At 65.1% G+C, this 15,451-nt stretch carries 18 protein-coding genes and 1 pseudogene; 6 read left to right on the top strand and 13 right to left on the bottom strand.

The annotated features are described in order from the left end of the window. Positions 1-6 precede the first annotated feature (6 nt). Positions 7-837, top strand: a complete 831-nt coding sequence (locus tag FCN77_RS12480; protein ID WP_137322514.1) for an oxidoreductase — start codon at positions 7-9, stop codon at positions 835-837. A 165-nt stretch (positions 838-1,002) separates the two neighbouring features. Then, positions 1,003-1,425 (top strand): alternative ribosome rescue aminoacyl-tRNA hydrolase ArfB, encoded by a 423-nt coding sequence (gene arfB, locus FCN77_RS12475; protein ID WP_137322513.1) that lies wholly within the window; start codon positions 1,003-1,005, stop codon positions 1,423-1,425. A 92-nt stretch (positions 1,426-1,517) separates the two neighbouring features. On the opposite strand, the gene FCN77_RS12470 is transcribed toward arfB, so the two are convergent. Next, on the bottom strand, positions 1,518-1,922 hold the full coding sequence (locus FCN77_RS12470) for a VOC family protein (protein WP_137324761.1): 405 nt from the start codon (positions 1,920-1,922) through the stop codon (positions 1,518-1,520). A 196-nt stretch (positions 1,923-2,118) separates the two neighbouring features. On the opposite strand from FCN77_RS12470, the gene FCN77_RS12465 reads away from it, so the two are divergent. Beyond that, complete coding sequence (locus tag FCN77_RS12465; RefSeq protein ID WP_137322512.1) at positions 2,119-2,805, top strand: DNA alkylation repair protein; 687 nt, start codon at positions 2,119-2,121, stop codon at positions 2,803-2,805. Positions 2,806-2,873: 68 nt separating this feature from the next. Here FCN77_RS12465 and FCN77_RS12460 read toward each other — a convergent pair whose 3' ends face one another. Continuing rightward, positions 2,874-3,122, bottom strand: a complete 249-nt coding sequence (locus tag FCN77_RS12460) for a hypothetical protein (protein WP_137322511.1) — start codon at positions 3,120-3,122, stop codon at positions 2,874-2,876. Between FCN77_RS12460 and FCN77_RS26890 the strand changes: the two are divergent. Further along, a pseudogene (locus FCN77_RS26890) lies at positions 3,030-3,464 on the top strand (CocE/NonD family hydrolase C-terminal non-catalytic domain-containing protein); the annotation flags it as partial. The gene FCN77_RS12460 and the pseudogene FCN77_RS26890 sit on opposite strands and share 93 nt — an antisense overlap. A gap of 134 nt (positions 3,465-3,598) precedes the next feature. On the opposite strand, the gene FCN77_RS25955 reads toward FCN77_RS26890, so the two are convergent. From FCN77_RS25955 to FCN77_RS12425, 7 genes are all read right to left on the bottom strand, one after another. After that, positions 3,599-3,985, bottom strand: a complete 387-nt coding sequence (locus FCN77_RS25955; protein WP_175417085.1) for a nuclear transport factor 2 family protein — start codon at positions 3,983-3,985, stop codon at positions 3,599-3,601. Between the two features lie 172 nt (positions 3,986-4,157). Beyond that, the gene (gene eda / locus FCN77_RS12450; RefSeq protein ID WP_137322510.1) at positions 4,158-4,787 is read right to left on the bottom strand and encodes a bifunctional 4-hydroxy-2-oxoglutarate aldolase/2-dehydro-3-deoxy-phosphogluconate aldolase; all 630 of its coding nucleotides are present in this window, start codon (positions 4,785-4,787) and stop codon (positions 4,158-4,160) included. Continuing rightward, the gene (locus FCN77_RS12445; RefSeq protein ID WP_137322509.1) at positions 4,780-6,195 is read right to left on the bottom strand and encodes a mannitol dehydrogenase family protein; all 1,416 of its coding nucleotides are present in this window, start codon (positions 6,193-6,195) and stop codon (positions 4,780-4,782) included. The genes eda and FCN77_RS12445 overlap by 8 nt, the downstream gene beginning before the upstream one ends. Before the next feature lie 53 nt (positions 6,196-6,248). Next, positions 6,249-7,229 carry a PfkB family carbohydrate kinase gene (locus FCN77_RS12440; RefSeq protein ID WP_254678977.1) on the bottom strand — a complete coding sequence of 327 codons (981 nt, stop codon included), beginning with the start codon at positions 7,227-7,229 and terminating at the stop codon, positions 6,249-6,251. An 8-nt stretch (positions 7,230-7,237) separates the two neighbouring features. Beyond that, the gene (manD, locus tag FCN77_RS12435; RefSeq protein ID WP_137322508.1) at positions 7,238-8,446 is read right to left on the bottom strand and encodes a D-mannonate dehydratase ManD; all 1,209 of its coding nucleotides are present in this window, start codon (positions 8,444-8,446) and stop codon (positions 7,238-7,240) included. Positions 8,447-8,531: 85 nt separating this feature from the next. Further along, complete coding sequence (locus FCN77_RS12430; protein ID WP_137322507.1) at positions 8,532-9,566, bottom strand: L-idonate 5-dehydrogenase; 1,035 nt, start codon at positions 9,564-9,566, stop codon at positions 8,532-8,534. Beyond that, entirely contained in the window at positions 9,563-10,945 is a 1,383-nt protein-coding gene (locus tag FCN77_RS12425) for an MFS transporter (protein WP_137322506.1), read from the bottom strand. The genes FCN77_RS12430 and FCN77_RS12425 overlap by 4 nt, the downstream gene beginning before the upstream one ends. Before the next feature lie 147 nt (positions 10,946-11,092). On the opposite strand from FCN77_RS12425, the gene FCN77_RS12420 reads away from it, so the two are divergent. Further along, positions 11,093-11,824: a GntR family transcriptional regulator gene (locus tag FCN77_RS12420; protein ID WP_137322505.1), complete on the top strand. Its 732-nt coding sequence runs from the start codon at positions 11,093-11,095 to the stop codon at positions 11,822-11,824. A 76-nt stretch (positions 11,825-11,900) separates the two neighbouring features. On the opposite strand, the gene FCN77_RS12415 is transcribed toward FCN77_RS12420, so the two are convergent. Then, positions 11,901-12,281, bottom strand: a complete 381-nt coding sequence (locus FCN77_RS12415) for a hypothetical protein (RefSeq protein ID WP_137322504.1) — start codon at positions 12,279-12,281, stop codon at positions 11,901-11,903. Positions 12,282-12,419: 138 nt separating this feature from the next. Between FCN77_RS12415 and FCN77_RS27385 the strand changes: the two genes are divergently transcribed. After that, positions 12,420-12,551 carry a hypothetical protein gene (locus tag FCN77_RS27385; RefSeq protein WP_302647466.1) on the top strand — a complete coding sequence of 44 codons (132 nt, stop codon included), beginning with the start codon at positions 12,420-12,422 and terminating at the stop codon, positions 12,549-12,551. 91 nt (positions 12,552-12,642) lie between these two features. Here FCN77_RS27385 and FCN77_RS12410 read toward each other — a convergent pair whose 3' ends face one another. From FCN77_RS12410 to FCN77_RS12400, 3 genes are all read right to left on the bottom strand, one after another. Then, entirely contained in the window at positions 12,643-13,533 is an 891-nt protein-coding gene (locus tag FCN77_RS12410; protein ID WP_254678976.1) for an alpha/beta fold hydrolase, read from the bottom strand. 252 nt (positions 13,534-13,785) lie between these two features. Further along, the gene (locus FCN77_RS12405) at positions 13,786-14,202 is read right to left on the bottom strand and encodes a hypothetical protein (protein WP_137322502.1); all 417 of its coding nucleotides are present in this window, start codon (positions 14,200-14,202) and stop codon (positions 13,786-13,788) included. A 191-nt stretch (positions 14,203-14,393) separates the two neighbouring features. Then, positions 14,394-15,005 (bottom strand): glyoxalase, encoded by a 612-nt coding sequence (locus FCN77_RS12400; protein ID WP_137322501.1) that lies wholly within the window; start codon positions 15,003-15,005, stop codon positions 14,394-14,396. Positions 15,006-15,451 lie beyond the last annotated feature (446 nt).

The following is a 15,451-nucleotide window of genomic DNA, read 5'->3' as shown; positions in this document are numbered from 1 at the left end:
ACCCTCATGACTACATGGCTCATCACAGGCTGTTCGACCGGACTCGGTCGGGCCCTCGCCCAAGCAGTGCTCGCCCGCGGCCACAACGCCGTCGTCACAGCACGGAACATCACCACGCTGGAAGACATCGCGGCCGCTTTCCCCGACACGGCACTCGCCCTTCCCCTCGACGTCACCGACCGGGAACAGATCAGCGCGGTGGTGCAGCAGGCACGGACGCGCTTCGGAGGCATTGACGTCCTCGTCAACAACGCCGGCTACGGCTACCGCGCTGCGGTTGAGGAAGCGGACGACGCCGACATCCGGCAATTGTTCGACACTAACGTTTTCGGCGCCGTAGACATGATCAAAGCAGTCCTTCCGGACATGCGCGCGAACAGGGCAGGGTCCATCCTGAACATCTCATCCATCGGAGCACGCATTTCACCGGCCGGGTCCGGATACTACTCGGCAACCAAGGCGGCCCTGGAGGGCCTGTCCGGATCCCTGCACAAGGAACTGCTGCCGCTCGGAATCAGCGTTACCGTCATCGAGCCCGGCGCGTTCCGCACCGACTTCGCCGGCCGCTCACTCGCCCAGTCTGCGACGGCGATCGAGGACTACGCGGAGACGGCCGGGAAACGGCGCAAGGAGAACGACACGATGCACGGAACCCAGCCAGGGGACCCGGCCAAGGCCGCGGAAGCCATCCTGCGGATCGCCGAAAGTGCGAACCCGCCGTCGCTCCTGGTGCTCGGCCAAGACGCTTTCGACGCCTTTGCCGCCGTCGCCCAGGCAGAACGCGCGGAACTGGACCAGTGGCGGGACCTCAGCCTCAGCACAGGCATCGGGGGCTGAGGTCTGGCATCAGGTGTACGACGTAGCGGTCGCGAGGGCTCGCCGTCGTCCGCTGTACAGAACGTGTCTGCCTGACGGTACCTCTCCTTCGGCACATAAGGGCTGTTCGGCAGCGATCCCCATAAGCGGTCTTCAACAGCGCCAATATTGTGCAACGCTGGGTGCATGGATCTTGAGGTGTCGCCCGCGCTCACGATTCCCGCGTCGGAACTCGGCTGGCGTTTCTCCCGTTCGTCCGGGCCAGGCGGTCAACATGTCAACACCTCGGACAGCCGCGTCGAGCTCTCGTGGAACGTCAGCGACTCCGCTGCACTGTCGGACGGCCAACGGCTGATGTTGCTGTCTCGTCTCGGACAACGTCTCATCGCCGGGGTGATCACCGTGACCGCCTCCGAGCGTCGCTCTCAGCTGCGCAATCGCGAGATCGCTTTGGCCAAGCTCTTCGTCCTCGTGGCCGAGGGCCTTGCCCCCGAGGCTGCTCCCCGACGGGCGACCAAGCCCACCCGGGGCTCGAACCGTCGGCGCCTCGCCGCCAAGGAACAGCGGGCCGCGACGAAACGGCAACGAAGGCGGCCGTCCGCCGAGTAGCCCGGCCCGTCGGCAATTACCCGGTCAGGCTCCTAGCCACGAGCCCGGCTTCCGCTCTGGTTGTCACGCGGGTCGCAGGGTGACCGGCGCAGCTATGGCGTGGACCCATCCAGGTATGCGTCCCTGACGACAGAGGGCGTTGCCCCCTGGATGACCCAGCGGTTGCCATCCGGGTCACCGAAGTAGGCAAACTGCACTCCCCCCATGTCCTGGATCTCGCTGATATCAGCGCCCCGGCTTAGGAGTTCGGTGCGCGTAGCGCCGAGGTCAGATACGACGAGCTGCAGCCCCTCAAGGCTGCCAGGCGTCATACTGGTCATTCCCGTACCGATCACGATGGAAGCAGCAGAACCGGGCGGAGTCAGCTGGACTACCCTCATCCCGGGGATGTACTCAACGTCGTGATCGAGACCGAAGCCCAGCTTCTCGATGTAGAACGATTTCGCCCGGTCCACATCGGCTACCGGTACTTGCACAACTTCCAGGCGCATCTCCATGCGCCTCACAGTACCGCCATACCCGGACGCAACAACGCCCGACACAGGTGGGCGGCGACCGTTGGAACCGACGGGACGCGAGCCCCGCGCGGTGATCGCCGTAGCTGCTGCTTCTCAACTATGCGCATGCTGATCACTTGGCTGACTGTTCTTTCCCATTAGGCTGAATGCACACGTGATGGATAGGAGGGCTGAGGTGGCCGAGACGGCGCGTACGGAGACGGAGGCGGCCGAGGTGATGGCCGAGCTGGCCGCGCTTGAGGACCCGAGGGCACGTGTGGTGAACGAGAAACACGGCGACGATCACGGTGTGAACCTCAACAAGCTGCGGGCGCTCGCAAAGCGGCTGAAGACACAGCAGGAACTCGCGCACCAGCTCTGGGAGACGGAGGACACCGCGGCAAGGCTGCTGGCGATCCTGATCTGCCGCCCGAAGGCGTTCGCGCGTGACGAGTTGGACGTCATGTTGCGCGAGGCGCGCACGCCCAAGGTGCACGACTGGCTCGTGAACTATGTGGTGAAGAAGAACCCGCATTCCGAAGAGCTGCGCCAGGCCTGGTCCGCCGATCCGGATCCAGTAGTCGCGAGTGCCGGCTGGGCGCTGACCACCGAACGCGTGGCGAGGCGGCCAGAGGGCCTCGACCTCGCCGGACTGCTCAACGTTATCGAGGCGGAAATGAAAGACGCCCCGGATCGCCTGCAGTGGGCGATGAACCATTGCCTGGCTCAAATCGGGATCGAGCACGCAGGGCACCGCGCCCGTGCAATCAGCATCGGTGAGCGTCTGGGGGTGCTCAAGGACTACCCGACTCCCCCCAACTGCACTTCTCCGTTCGCGCCCACCTGGATCACCGAGATGGTACGCCGACAGCACGATCAGTAGGAAGGTTCGCGCTCACGCTGCCGGCACTGACACTAATGTCCCGCCAAGAGTGCGACACATGCCGCGATTCAGTTCTGGGCTGTATCGCTTTGGAAGATCCGGTCGCTCAGGTCGTTTCGGAGAATGTGGAGCTGTCCGCCGTTGTGGTTGACCGTGCCGTCGACTACATAGAATCCGCGGCCTGCGTCCGGACCTCCGGCCGCACGGTCAAGGGCTTCGATCAGATGCCGGCCCAGGTGCCCCTTCGGCCCCAGTGCTTTGATCTCCTGGAGTTCTTCTGCCGTCAGTCCTGCCAGCACAGCATTGATTTCCGCCATGACGCACCCCTCCCAGTTGTGCGGGCCCATGTTGGGCTCTGGGTCCAAACGCTAGAGTACGGTGGCCGACGCCGCAAGGATGGATGCTCCCCGGCCGATCTTTCTGGTTACCTCAAGGCCTCGCACCGTGAGCTCGACGAGCGGACCACCGAGGGCAACCCGTGCCACCCGCACACCCGTTCCGTGCCGGTGGAGCCGGGGACGATCGAGGAGTATGTGCTGCGCCTCTACCCGTTCGCGAACACGTTCAAGCCGGGGCACGTCCTGACGGTGGAGCTGTCCAATGGCGAGCCGCTGGCGGACGAGCACAACGCCCTGCTGCCGCCGGACGCCTTCCACCTGCCGGTGGGCCGGCCCGTCACCCACAAGATCTACCGCCACGCGGCCCACCAGTCCCGGCTCGTGCTACCTTTCACGACCCGCCTGGCTGAGCAGCCGGGGGGCTTCTTCGCCCTCGTTGCAATAGCCCTGGGACTTTACGGGGCCGGCGGCACCCGCGCTTTCAGGGCCTCATTAACGGGAGCGAAGGCGACCCGATCCAGGACGAGTTCGATCTCGCGGATTTTGTCTGCGTTGATGGTGAGCAGCTCGATGCACCTCACGGCACCAGCAGCCGTATCGGTGATGAAGTCGTACACGACGCAGGCACGGTCCTCCGCGGTGAAGACCTCCCGGATCTCGTTGCGGACCAGCACCGGGAGAAGGCGCCTGAGTGCCGTGGTCCACCCGGCCTTGTCAAGAGTCGTGCCGGCGAAGATGGCTACGAGATCTTCACCGAGGAGGTTTTCAAGGGCGCCCATATCGTGGGAGCCAACGGCCTGGATATAGGACCGTGCAATCCCTTGGACGCTGGAGTCCGGCATGAAAGATCCTTTCTCGAGCAGCGGAGGGGCCCCGTCAGGGCCATGGGCAAGCCAAGAACCCGCTGCTGGTCACATCATTTCCGAGAAGCCTAGCGGTCCGTGAGTACGACCGGAAGCTCAGCACACAGGCACCGGCAGTTGACGGCAACCAACGCCAGCTCCGGTGATCCGCCTAGTGCGCCCCAAGTCCAGCTGCTTCGCGGGCGAGCTCAGTGATCTGCTGCCAGTCCCCGTTTTGGACGGCCCCACGCGGAGTAAGCCAGCTGCCGCCCACGCAGGTGACATTCGGGAGCGCCAGGTAGCGCGGCGCGGAATCGAGGCCGACGCCACCGGTCGGGCAAAACTGGACCTGCGGGATGGGCGCGCCGATTGCGGCCAGGTAATCGGGGCCACCGGCAGGTCCTGCCGGGAAGAATTTCACGGCTGTTAAGCCGCGCTCGAGGACTCCCATCACTTCGCCTATCGTTGCAACGCCTGGCAGGAACGGCACGCCGAGAGTCAAAACGTGGTCCATCAGGGTATGCGTAACGCCAGGGCTGACCAGGAACCGGGCTCCGGCGGCGACCGCAGCATCGGCCTGGGCCGGTGTAAGCACGGTACCTGCACCAACGAGGATGTCCGGCACCTCGTCTGCGATGCGTTTGAGCGACGTGAGGGCGCTCTCCGTCCGGAGGGTGAGCTCGATGATGCGGACCCCGCCGTCGGCCAGTGCCCGGGCAACGGGAACGGCGTTATGGGGGTCGTCGATGGTCACCACCGGGATAACGGGTGATATGTGGAGGATGCTGGTGGCGTCAGCCATGGTTGATCTCTTTTCTCAGGCCGTCCAGCCCGTGCGTGTCGATAATGCCGTACCAGTGCGTGAGGAGGCCGGCGAAAACGGCGTCCGCTGCCAGTTCGCCGTCGAAAATGCTGCGGCAGTCAAGGAGCGCGGGGACCACCGTGGCGGCGGTGCGCGTTGCGGGAAATGCCCCGTGGAGTTCCGCCGAAAGGGGATCGTCCAGCCGTTCCGCCGGCGTGGTCGCCACGTGGCGCATCCAGGCAGCAACAGCGAGCGCGGCCCACCGTGGTTCGCGTCCGGCGTCGAGATTTCCGCGGACGGTGCTCAGCAGCCGCAGTCCGATCTTCTGCGAGCCGTCGCTGCCCACCTTCGCGGCGGTGTGGCCCAGCGCGGGGTTCGCGAACCGGCTGAGCACCTGCGCGCAGTACCGATCCCCGTCCAGTCCCTCCGGGAGGCTGATGGTGGGAAGCGCATCTTCCTTCATCATGCGGCTGCAGACGGTTCGGAAGGCGTCCTCCGCCACGGCGTCGCTGATGGTGGTCTTGCCCGCCGCCAGGCCCAGGTACGCCAGCATGGAATGGCTCGCGTTCAGCAGGCGCAGCTTGGCCGCCTCCCACGCCGCCACGTCCGTGCTGAAAAGGGCGCCAGCGTCCTCCCACCGCGGCCGGCGGGACGCAAAGTTGTCCTCGATGACCCACTGCAGGAACGGTTCCGCCACCACGGCGGCCTCGTCCCGGAGCCCCAGTTCGCGTTCGACGGCGTCAAGGTCACCGGCCGTTGTGACCGGGACCATCCGGTCCACCATCGTGTTGGGGAACGTGACGTTGGCTTCGAGCCAGGCCAGCAGCGGCCTGGCTTCCGCAGCGGGGAGCGAGGCGGCGAAGGCGCGCACCAGCCTGCCGGTCAGCTCCCCGTTGCCGGGCAGGTTGTCGCACGAGACCACGGTGACGGGTCCGGCGTCGGCGCGGGCGCGCTGCTGGAGCCCGCGTACGATCTGTCCGATGGCCGTCTGCGGGGGCTCCCCGGCAAGGTCAGCACGGACCTGTTCGTCGGCGGTGTTGAGCGTTCCGGTGCGGGGATCGATCCGGTAGCCCTTCTCGGTGATGGTGAGTGTGATGACCGACGTCGGCGGGTCGGCGATCCGGTCCACTACGGTTCCGGGGTTGTCCTTCCCGGAGATGGCCTCCACGATGCTCGAAACCACGCGGAGCGGTGCCGAGCCGCTCCCCCGCTCGGTCACGGTGAAGAGTCCGTCCTGCGGCGCCAGTTGGCGCGCCACTGTGTCCGAGCGCTGCGTGACTCCCGTGATCCCCCAATTGAAATCACCGGAGGCCAGCATCGCGTTTTCGGTGAACACGGCGGTATGGGCGCGGGCAAAGGCGCCCAGGCCCAGGTGAACAATGCCGGGCCGCAGCTTTTCGCGCGGCAACAGTTCCTGGCGGCTTCCGCTGGCAGCCAGAGACGCAGCCAGAGACGGGGAGCTTAGGCGTGCGATGACAGCTCTCCTTCGGGGGTCCGCAGGGCATGGGTCCGGGTTTGGTCAAAGGTGGGGATGAATCCGGTCCCGCCTTTGCCTCCCACCACCAGCGATGCAGCGGCTGCGCCGTAGCGGGCAGCGACGGGGAAGCTGTCGCCCAGCACCATCCGGGCGGTCAGGGTGCCCACGAAGGCGTCACCGGCTCCGGTCTGGTCTACGACCGCCGGCGCGGGAATCGAGTCGATCCAGGACGAGTCTGATGAACCGTCCATCAGGTCCCCGGCCAGCTGGATGCCCTCCGCCCCGCAGGTCACGGCGACGTTTGAAGCGCCGAGGCTGCGGAGCTTGGCCGCAGCCTCCTTCGGCGTGGCGCAGCCCAGGAGTGCTGACGTTTCACCCGGAAAGGACGGAGTGGCCAGGAAGGTCCGTGGCGCCAGGTCGGTGAGGACCGCCGTCGCCTCCTCCACAGACGTGAGCCGGGGGCGGAAGTTGGGATCGAAAATGAACCGGCGGGACAATCCCGATGCTTTGAGGACGGCTGCCCGTGACGACGCGGAAATAGCGCAGGCGATCCCGCTGGCGATCACCGCCTTGGCCGTGGAGAAGACCACTGGGTCAACGTCATCCGGGGAAAGGGTTGAGCCCACGCTTCCGGTGCGGGCGTACGAGAACTCACGCTGGCCTTCAGGGTCGGAGTGCACCAGGTACACGCCCTGCTGCCCGGTCCTGAAGCTCAGCAGCTCGTCGGAGATACCGAGTTCCCGGATCCTGGCGGCGATCGCCTGGCCGAGGTCGTCGTCGGTCAGCACGGCCAGCAGCCCCGTGCGGGCTCCGGCAGCCGCGGCAGCCGCCGCAACGTTCAGCGCGTCGCCCGAGATGCCAAGCTGGGCCGGAACGCCGTGGCCGAACGCAACGTCCGTGGCGACCTCAACGAGGATCTCCCCCATCACGACGACGTCGAAGGGCCGGGGCCGGTTCTGTTGCATGGAGGCGCTCACCAGTCGTGCACCGACCCATCGAGCCGGCGGTTGATGGGCAGGTACTTCGGATCGAACGGGAAGACGGCAGCCTCCTCGTCGAACTCGACGCCGATGCCCGGAGCGTCTCCGGGATGCATGTACCCGTCCGTAAAGGTGTAGGAGGTCCTGAATACCTCGCCCGCCGGATCCCGGTGGCCCATGTACTCCTGGACGCCGAAGTTCGGGATGCTCATGTCCACGTGCAGGGCCGCGGCGAAGGAGACCGGGGAGAGATCGCCGGCCCCGTGCGAGCCGGACCGAACCCCGTACAGGTCCGCGAGCGAGAAGATGCGCCGCAGGTGCGTGATGCCTCCGGCGTGCGAAACGGACGTGCGGATGTAGTCGATCAGGCGTTCGGTGATCAGCTGCTGGCAGTCCCAGATCGAGTTGAACACTTCACCCACGGCGATGGGCGTGGTGGTGTGCTGGCGGATCAGGCGGAACGCCGACTGGTCCTCGGCCGGCGTCGGATCCTCGATCCAGAACGGCCGGTACTGCTCAAGTGAGGCGCCCAGCCGGCCGGCCTCGATCGGCGTCAGCCGGTGGTGGACGTCGTGCAGGACGTGCACGCCGTAGCCGAACTCCTCGCGCACATGCGCCATCATCTTCGGCGCGAAGTCCAGGTAGGCGGTGGTTTCCCACATGTCCTCCTGCGGGACGTTGCCGCTGGCCGGCTCATAGGTCCTTCCGTCCACGGGGGCAATCCCGTAGGTCTTTTCCAGCCCCGGCACGGCGGCCTGTGCCCGGATGGCCTTGTATCCAAGGTCCAGGTGGTGCTGGAAGTCAACGCTGAGGTCCTCCAGCGTTGAGCCGCTGGCGTGCCCGTAGACCATGACGCCCTCGCGGGCCGCCCCGCCGAGGAGTTCGTAGACCGGCATGCCGGCCACCTTGCCCTTGATGTCCCAAAGCGCGACGTCGATCGCGGCGATCGCGGTCATGGTCACCGGCCCGCGGCGCCAGTAGGCGCCCTTGTAGAAGTACTGCCAGGCGTCCTCGATGCGGCGGGCGTCGCGGCCGATCAGCAGCGGGCAGAGGTGCTCGGAGAGATAGGACGCCACAGCCAGCTCGCGGCCGTTGAGGGTGGCATCGCCAACGCCGGTAACGCCGTCCTCGGTTTCAATAACGAGCGTCACGTAATTCCGTCCTGGCGACGAAACCACTACCCGTGTGTCGGTGATCTTCACTGGTTGGTCCTTCAGATGATGAGCGGGAAATATTCAAGTAGGTCGCAGCAGATGTCGTTCTGAGCCCTCAAAACGACATCTGCTGCTACTCAGTTGGGGCGAGCCGGAGCATGACTTTGCTGCTCCCCGACGTCGGGTCGGCGGAAATCCGCATGGCTTCCGCGGCCTGGTCGATGCCGAACTTGTGGGTGATGACCGGGGAGACGTCAAGGCCGTCGGCCATGGCACGGAGTGCATCGCTGATCTCGTCCACGAACCGGTAGGAACCGATCCAGGTGATCTCGCGGGTCACAAGGTCGCCTAGCGCGGCGGAGGCCGGGGCTCCGGGAAGGTTTCCCACCTGGACCAGGGTTCCGCCGCGGGCGGTAGCCCTCAGCACGCCTCCCAGAACTGCAGGGATGCCGGTGGCTTCGAAGACCAGTTCCATGTCCTCGGGAAGGCTGCCGCCGCCGGCCAGGTTCCGGACTTCGTCCGCGCCCATGGCCTTGGCGATCCCCAGTGAGGCGTCGTTGATGTCCGTGGCGATGACGGTCCTTGCGCCGGCATACTTCGCCGCCGCGACAACCAGCGAGCCGATCGGTCCGGCCCCGTTGACCAGGATGTCCCGGCCGGCAAGTGATCCGGCCCGACTGACAGCGTGCATGGCGACGGCGAGCGGCTCGGCGAGGGCACCGCGAAGGGTGTCCACACCGTTGGGCAGCGGGCGGATCTGCGTAGCCCTGGCGAGTTTACGCTCGCTGAAACCGCCGTCGGTGTGCGGGTCGAAGGCCGCCGACCCGAAGTACCTGATGCGCGGGTAGAGGTTCGTCCGGTCCCTGAGGCGTTCCGGCATGGTCCCGTCCCCCACCAGTTCCGCCGGGTGCACGGTCACCGGCTGGCCGACGTCGAGGTTTTCGACGCCGGCGCCCAGCTGGGCGATCCGGCCGGCCACCTCGTGGCCGAGGACCAGTGGCGACTTCAGTGCCGCAGTTCCCGAGGCGCCGTGGCGCCAGTACGAGAGGTCCGAGCCGCAGATCCCGCCCCATTCGACGTCGATGACCACCTCGCCGGGTCCGGCGACAGGCTCGGGACGTTCATCGATGCGGAGGTCGTTCGCTCCGTGGACGACGACGGCTTTCATGCGGCATCTTCCAGGAGGACCATGTCCCGACCGCGGACTTCGGGTCCTACGGCCGCCGAAATCAAGGTGATCAGGGAGTAGGCGATGAGCATCGCAGCGAGCGGCCACCAGTGTCCGGTGATGGCGGTGAGGGTGGCGGCCAGCAGCGGGCCGATGGCTGTGGCGAGGATGCCGCCGATTTCCTTGGCCAGCGCGAGCTGGGTGAAGCGGGTGCGTGCTCCGAAGAATTCGGCCATGGTGACGCTCTCCATGGCGAAAAGGCTCAGGACACCGAGGTTCAGCCCGATGACCATCGCGATGGTGATGAGCGCGGTGTTTCCGCTGGTGACCATCAACATCATGGGAATGGCGAACAGTGCCGTGAGGGAGCTCAGCACCAGGTACAGCGGCTTGCGGCCGAACCGGTCCCCCAGCAGGCCCATGACGGGGATGGTCAGGAATCCGAGCAGGGAGCCGTACATGATGGCGGTTGTGCCCACGCTCTTGTCCACCAGCAGGACTGTGGCGAGGTAGCCCACCAGGAAGGTTTGGACCAGTCCTGAGTTGCCGGCCTGCCCGAACCGCAGGCCCAGAGCGATCAGGAAGGCCTTGCCCTTTCGCTGGTGCAGGGCAGCTTCGATGGTGCTGGTCTTTGCGAGCTCATCTGCCGCGGCGATTTCACGCTTGGACAGTGCCACACCGCCCACAACGTCCGCCCGCTGTTCGAAGACCGGGCTTTCCTTGAGGGAGCGGCGGATCCACACGGCGAAAATCATCAGCAGGAAGCTGAACAGGAACGGGATGCGCCAGCCCCAGCTCAGCAGCTGGTCCTCCGGCAGGGTGCTGACCAGGATGGCCCAGAGCGCGGAGGCGGCGAGGGTCCCGGAGTTGGTGCCGAGGCATACGAGGGAGGAGATGAGGCCTCGCCGGCGGGCCGGTGCGAATTCGGCGAGCATCACGGTTGCACCGGCGATCTCGGCGCCGGCGCCGAAGCCTTGTGCCAGTCGGAGGGCAACGAGCAGGATCGGAGCCCAGATGCCGATCATCGCGTAGGTGGGCAGAACACCGATGAGGGTTGTCGATGCACCCATCAGGGCGATGGTGATGAAGAGGACCTTCTTGCGGCCGATCCTGTCGCCCATGCGGCCGAAGTAGACGGCGCCGGCAAGGCGGGCAACGTAGCCCACACCGTAGGTGGCCATGGCGGCGATGAGGCCCACGACCGGGCTGACATCGGGGAAGAAGATCTTATTGAAGACGATGGCTGCTGCCAGGGAGTAGAGCTGGAAGTCCATGAATTCCATGGCAGTACCCAGCCACCCGGAAACGGCGACTTTAGCCAGTTCCTTGGTTGGTTTGGTTTCCGGCCGGATAGTGGGGGGCGCAATGCTCTCAGTCATCTGATGCTCCTTTGCAGGCGATGAAAAACGAAGGGGAGAGTTGTACGGAAGAAGGCCGGCGTTCTTTCAATGTGACCGGCGGCACCTCGCTAACTACTACCATACAAGCACTACCATTCTAGTGTGTCAAGAGAATAGAATGAGGGCATGGCCTCCGATAAACACCGCAAAGGACAGGCGCCGCGGCTGTCCGTGCGTGACCAGACCCTGGAGACGTTGCGGCGTCGCATCATTTCCCTGCAGCTCCCTCCGGGCGAACCCCTCTCGGAAAACGAACTCGCGCAGGAATTGGGCGTCAGCCGCACGCCAGTGCGGGAAAGCCTGATCCTGCTCAGGGAAGAGGGGCTGGTCCAGGTCTACCCGCAGATAGGTTCCTTCGTCTCGCTTGTGGATCTGGGACGGGTTTCCGAAGCCCAGTTTGTCCGCGAGGCCATCGAATGCGCATCCCTGCGTGACCTCTCGGTCGACGGTGCCGGCATTGCGGGCCTTCGCGTAATACTCCAGAGCCAAACGGAAGCTGATGCCAACAGCGACGTGGACGAGTTCTTCCGCCTGGACGAGGATTTCCACCGTGAGCTGCTCCGGCTTGCCGGGCACGAGTCCGCCTGGGCTGCCGTCAATTCCGCCAAAGCGCACCTCGATCGCGCGCGACGGCTGAGCCTTCTGGACACCAGGCCCATTGCAACGCTCATCCAGCAGCACACCGCAGTGGTGGACGCCCTGGAAGCCAACAACCTGACGGATGCCGACAGCTCCCTCCGTTTGCACCTGCGAGGCGTTTTTGAGGATGTCCAACGAATCCAGCAGGCAACGCCGCAACTCTTTTCCGACGGCGCAATTATGCGGCCCACCCGCCGCAGCGTCGCCCGCCTGACCTGACCGCCGCCTCCCCTGCGGATGTCGGGCAACTGACTCCAAACGGCGGGGTACGGCCCAATGGAGCCGCACGGCCTGGTCAGTTCAGCGACAGCAGCAGAAATAGCGAAGTCAGGACCAGCGCCGTGGGGGTCATGACGAAGCGCTCCAGCCTGCTGCGCGACACCCCGTTCATGAGGGCGCCCACCGCGAAATAGGCGCACAGCACCCACGAGGACACCGCCGTGAAGGTCCCGGTGACCAGGGGACCCACCAGCCCGGCCCTCGCCAAGGCGACGTAGGCGAAGATCCGGTACAGGGCGACGGAGACCGCACTACCGATCCGCAGCTTCGGCGGAAGGACCCTGTGCTGACCGCCCCAGGCCAGGTGTCCGAGTGGAGCGCCGATGATCAGGGCAACTTGAAAAACGGCCAGCGCACACAGGACCGCTGTGGCCAGGTACGCACATATTTGGACCATTTTTTCCTTTGCCAGCTGGGAGGTTTACGCCGTCGCTCGGACACCCTGGCTACTTCATGACTGCCGCGCCGAATGCGGGGGCGGCGCCGCCTCTCGGCCCGGGGGCTAATACACGGGCACGCCGTGTAGGAATGAGGAATGAAGAACCTCAGTCGCTACGAAAAATACACCCGTTCATCCGCACCACGGTGGGCCTATCTCAAGTACGGTGTCCTGGTCCTGCTGGCTGCCGCTACAGTGTGTGTCGTCTTCTTAGCGCTGACAAAGTAGGAGGTTCAGCCCGCACCCGAATGCGGGAACCCACGGCCACTCCCCAGCAACCCGAACGCGCCCGGCCACCCACACCGCCGGCCACGACCGGTCAGCCGTGGTTGCTGAGGAACGTCCTGATGGTTTCCGCCATGCGTTTGGATTGGGTCCAGTGCAGGTAGTGGCCGCCCTCGAGGGTGACGATTTCGTGGCTTCTGACGTTTTTCAGAAGGTCCTCCGCGGCGGCTGTCCTGGTCTTTGTCGTGTCTGACTTGTCGTCGGCCAGGAACGCCAAAACGGGCAGCATATCGGGATAGTGGACACCCCTGAGCGATGCTGCGTTGTTGGCGATTCGGGATGTTTCATCGGCCACAGCGTCGTTGCCGAAGTTCCAGCTCATCATCAGGCGCATGCGTTCGAGCTCGTCGGCGGTATAGGCATCACCGTCCGGCGCCGCGAGGCCGGGTGCGATTGCGGTGACCGTGCGGACGAGGCCGGTAACAGAGAGTGCACGTTCCCAGTTGATGCCTGGCTGTGGCTCCTCAACCGGTTGGTTTGTCGGTTTCGGAATTGTCGCATCGATCCCGATCACTGCGGCCACTTCGTTGGGGTAGCGGTTGGCGTAGTCAAGGGTGTAGAAGCCGGCAATTGAGTGTCCTGCCAAGACATAGGGCTGCTTGATGTGGAGTTTGGTCAGGACTTCGTGGAGTTCTGTGCTGATGTTCTTGTTGCTCCGCTCGCTCGCTTGCATGTCGCTGTACCCGTAGCCGAATCCCTCAACGACGATGACGTCGAAGTCCCCGAGTTCGCGGGCCAACGGGGCGAAGTCCAGGCCAGGTGCCGGTGTTCCAAGACCGCTGAGGAGGACAATTGGCTGGCCAGTGTGCCCATTCCGCTGCACATTGATCTCGCCGCCGTTGATGGCGATGCGTTCGCCATAGGGACTGATGCTGGATTTTTCCGCCCGCTCAAAGATCAGGTTGGTAGCCGTCGAAACCAGCACCAGCCCCACAACAATTAGCGCCGCGATACCGGCTACACGCAGCAGACGCCGCGTCCTGCTCCGGGCCTCGCGACCGGGACCTAATGGCTTTCTGGAAGTCCCACGAGGAATCAGGCGCATGATGGGCCTTTCGGTACCGGAAACAGCTATGGAGTCCATCTGGATGGAGCGGCCAGGGTGTCGAACCCGATGCCCTGAAAGAGAACCACTCCCTTGTACCGGGATCAGGGTACCGGGGTCAGGCGAAACCAGTCAGCGGAAGGCCTCCTGCGCGTGGTCCCGGATGGCGCCGATTACCGGCGCCGATCCGAGAGTGCGGTAGACATCGATTGGCCTGGAGCCCAGCTGCACGTTGGGGCTGCACATCCAGAGCATGGCCTGGGCCGGCGTGAAAGCACTGTGCAGGTGCCCTATCAGGGCATCCAGGTCCGCAAGCCGGAGCCGGCCCTCCGCATTCGGCGCATCCTGGCCCGATGTCCATCGATCCAGAAGTTCCACACTGACGCCCAGCAGCGGTGCCGCGGCATCCGTGCCCAGCGACTTTGTTAGCCGTTCGGCTATTGCTTTTGGGCTATAGCCGGGGGCCTCCCTCAATTCCGCGAGACTGGCAAAAACCGTGGTGGCGGACAACACCGGTTCTTCAGCGCTCGTGTCCTGCAGTTGTTCCATGTCGCAATGCTATTTATTGCCATCTCCGTGGGGTAGGGCCACTGGACCTCCTGAGCGCTGGTCATCTACGCGTCCGGGTCGTTGCCGCATAGCGATCTGCCGGCAGGAGAAGCGTCGCCGTTCCGCCGGTACGCTCTTTGAACCGAACGAGACCTCCGTGACCCGTCCCTAGCGCATTAACCCGCCCCGTCTCACACTGATGCAGCCTCCCAATCGAACCCGTCCGGGTCGCTGAAAGGACCGGCATCGCTGCCGACAGACAGTCGGTGCGAACCGGTGCCCTCCGGCGAGACACCGGCGTCCTTGGCGAGGGCGCGGCGCCCGTAGAGCGCCAGCTTGACGGGACTCGTAGGCATCGCAAACTCGACGTATTTACCGAAACTCTTCCCGACGGTGAGGCCGCGGTCGACGTAGAACCGTTTGCTCGCAGGAACGTCCGTAGCAGCGAGCAGGAGCACGATCTTGTCGACGTCCCGGGTGGCCGGACCGGAGTCCTTCTTCGCCGACGTCGCGACTTTCCAGATCGCGCCATCCGGAGCCCGTACGACACCGCCGTAACCCCACAGCGACTTCGAGGCCGGCTTCAGCGTAGTGGCGCCAGCCGCCACGGCGCTGCCGATCAGGCTGCTGACGCTGGACGGCTGTGACACTATGAGTGACAGCGTGAACCCGCGGAAGCCAGTCGTCGAGGCATCCGAGCCCCGCACGCGCACCTGCGTGCCCAAGCCGAAGGCTGTCGCGTAGAAGGCGATAGCGGCCGTGGGGTCAGCGGCTTCGAGGGTGACTGATTCGATGGAGGTCATGGCAGATCCTTTAGGACGCGGGCAGGTCATGCAGCTGACTCTATGCGGCGGCCTCCATGTTGGCTTCTCCGATCCTGATCGATCCGTTTCAGACTGGTGCTCCCTAAATGCGAACTTTCGTCCCCATCCTCCGGAGACACCGAAGCCATACGGCCACAGCGCGGCGATTCGCTACCATCGGCTCGACGGAACCAAGATGCGCCGGTCTTCCATCCGCGGTGCCACCCCGGCTCACGCCCGCCCGTCACTCCACGCGCGCGCCTCGACAGTGCCTGGCTGGCTGGGGCCAGGTTGGCGACCACGGGAATCACGAGCGGGATGATGGCACGACATCACCCCGATATTTACGCGGCGGGGGAAGCAACTCGTGGCGGGCATCAAAGGGCGCACAATATTCTTGTCAGCCCCGCCAAGAATATTGACAGACCAAAACGCTGCACACCCCG

It is taken from the genome of Arthrobacter sp. 24S4-2 (assembly GCF_005280255.1).
GTDB lineage: Bacteria > Actinomycetota > Actinomycetes > Actinomycetales > Micrococcaceae > Arthrobacter.
This window is presented reverse-complemented; position numbering and strand designations above follow the sequence as displayed.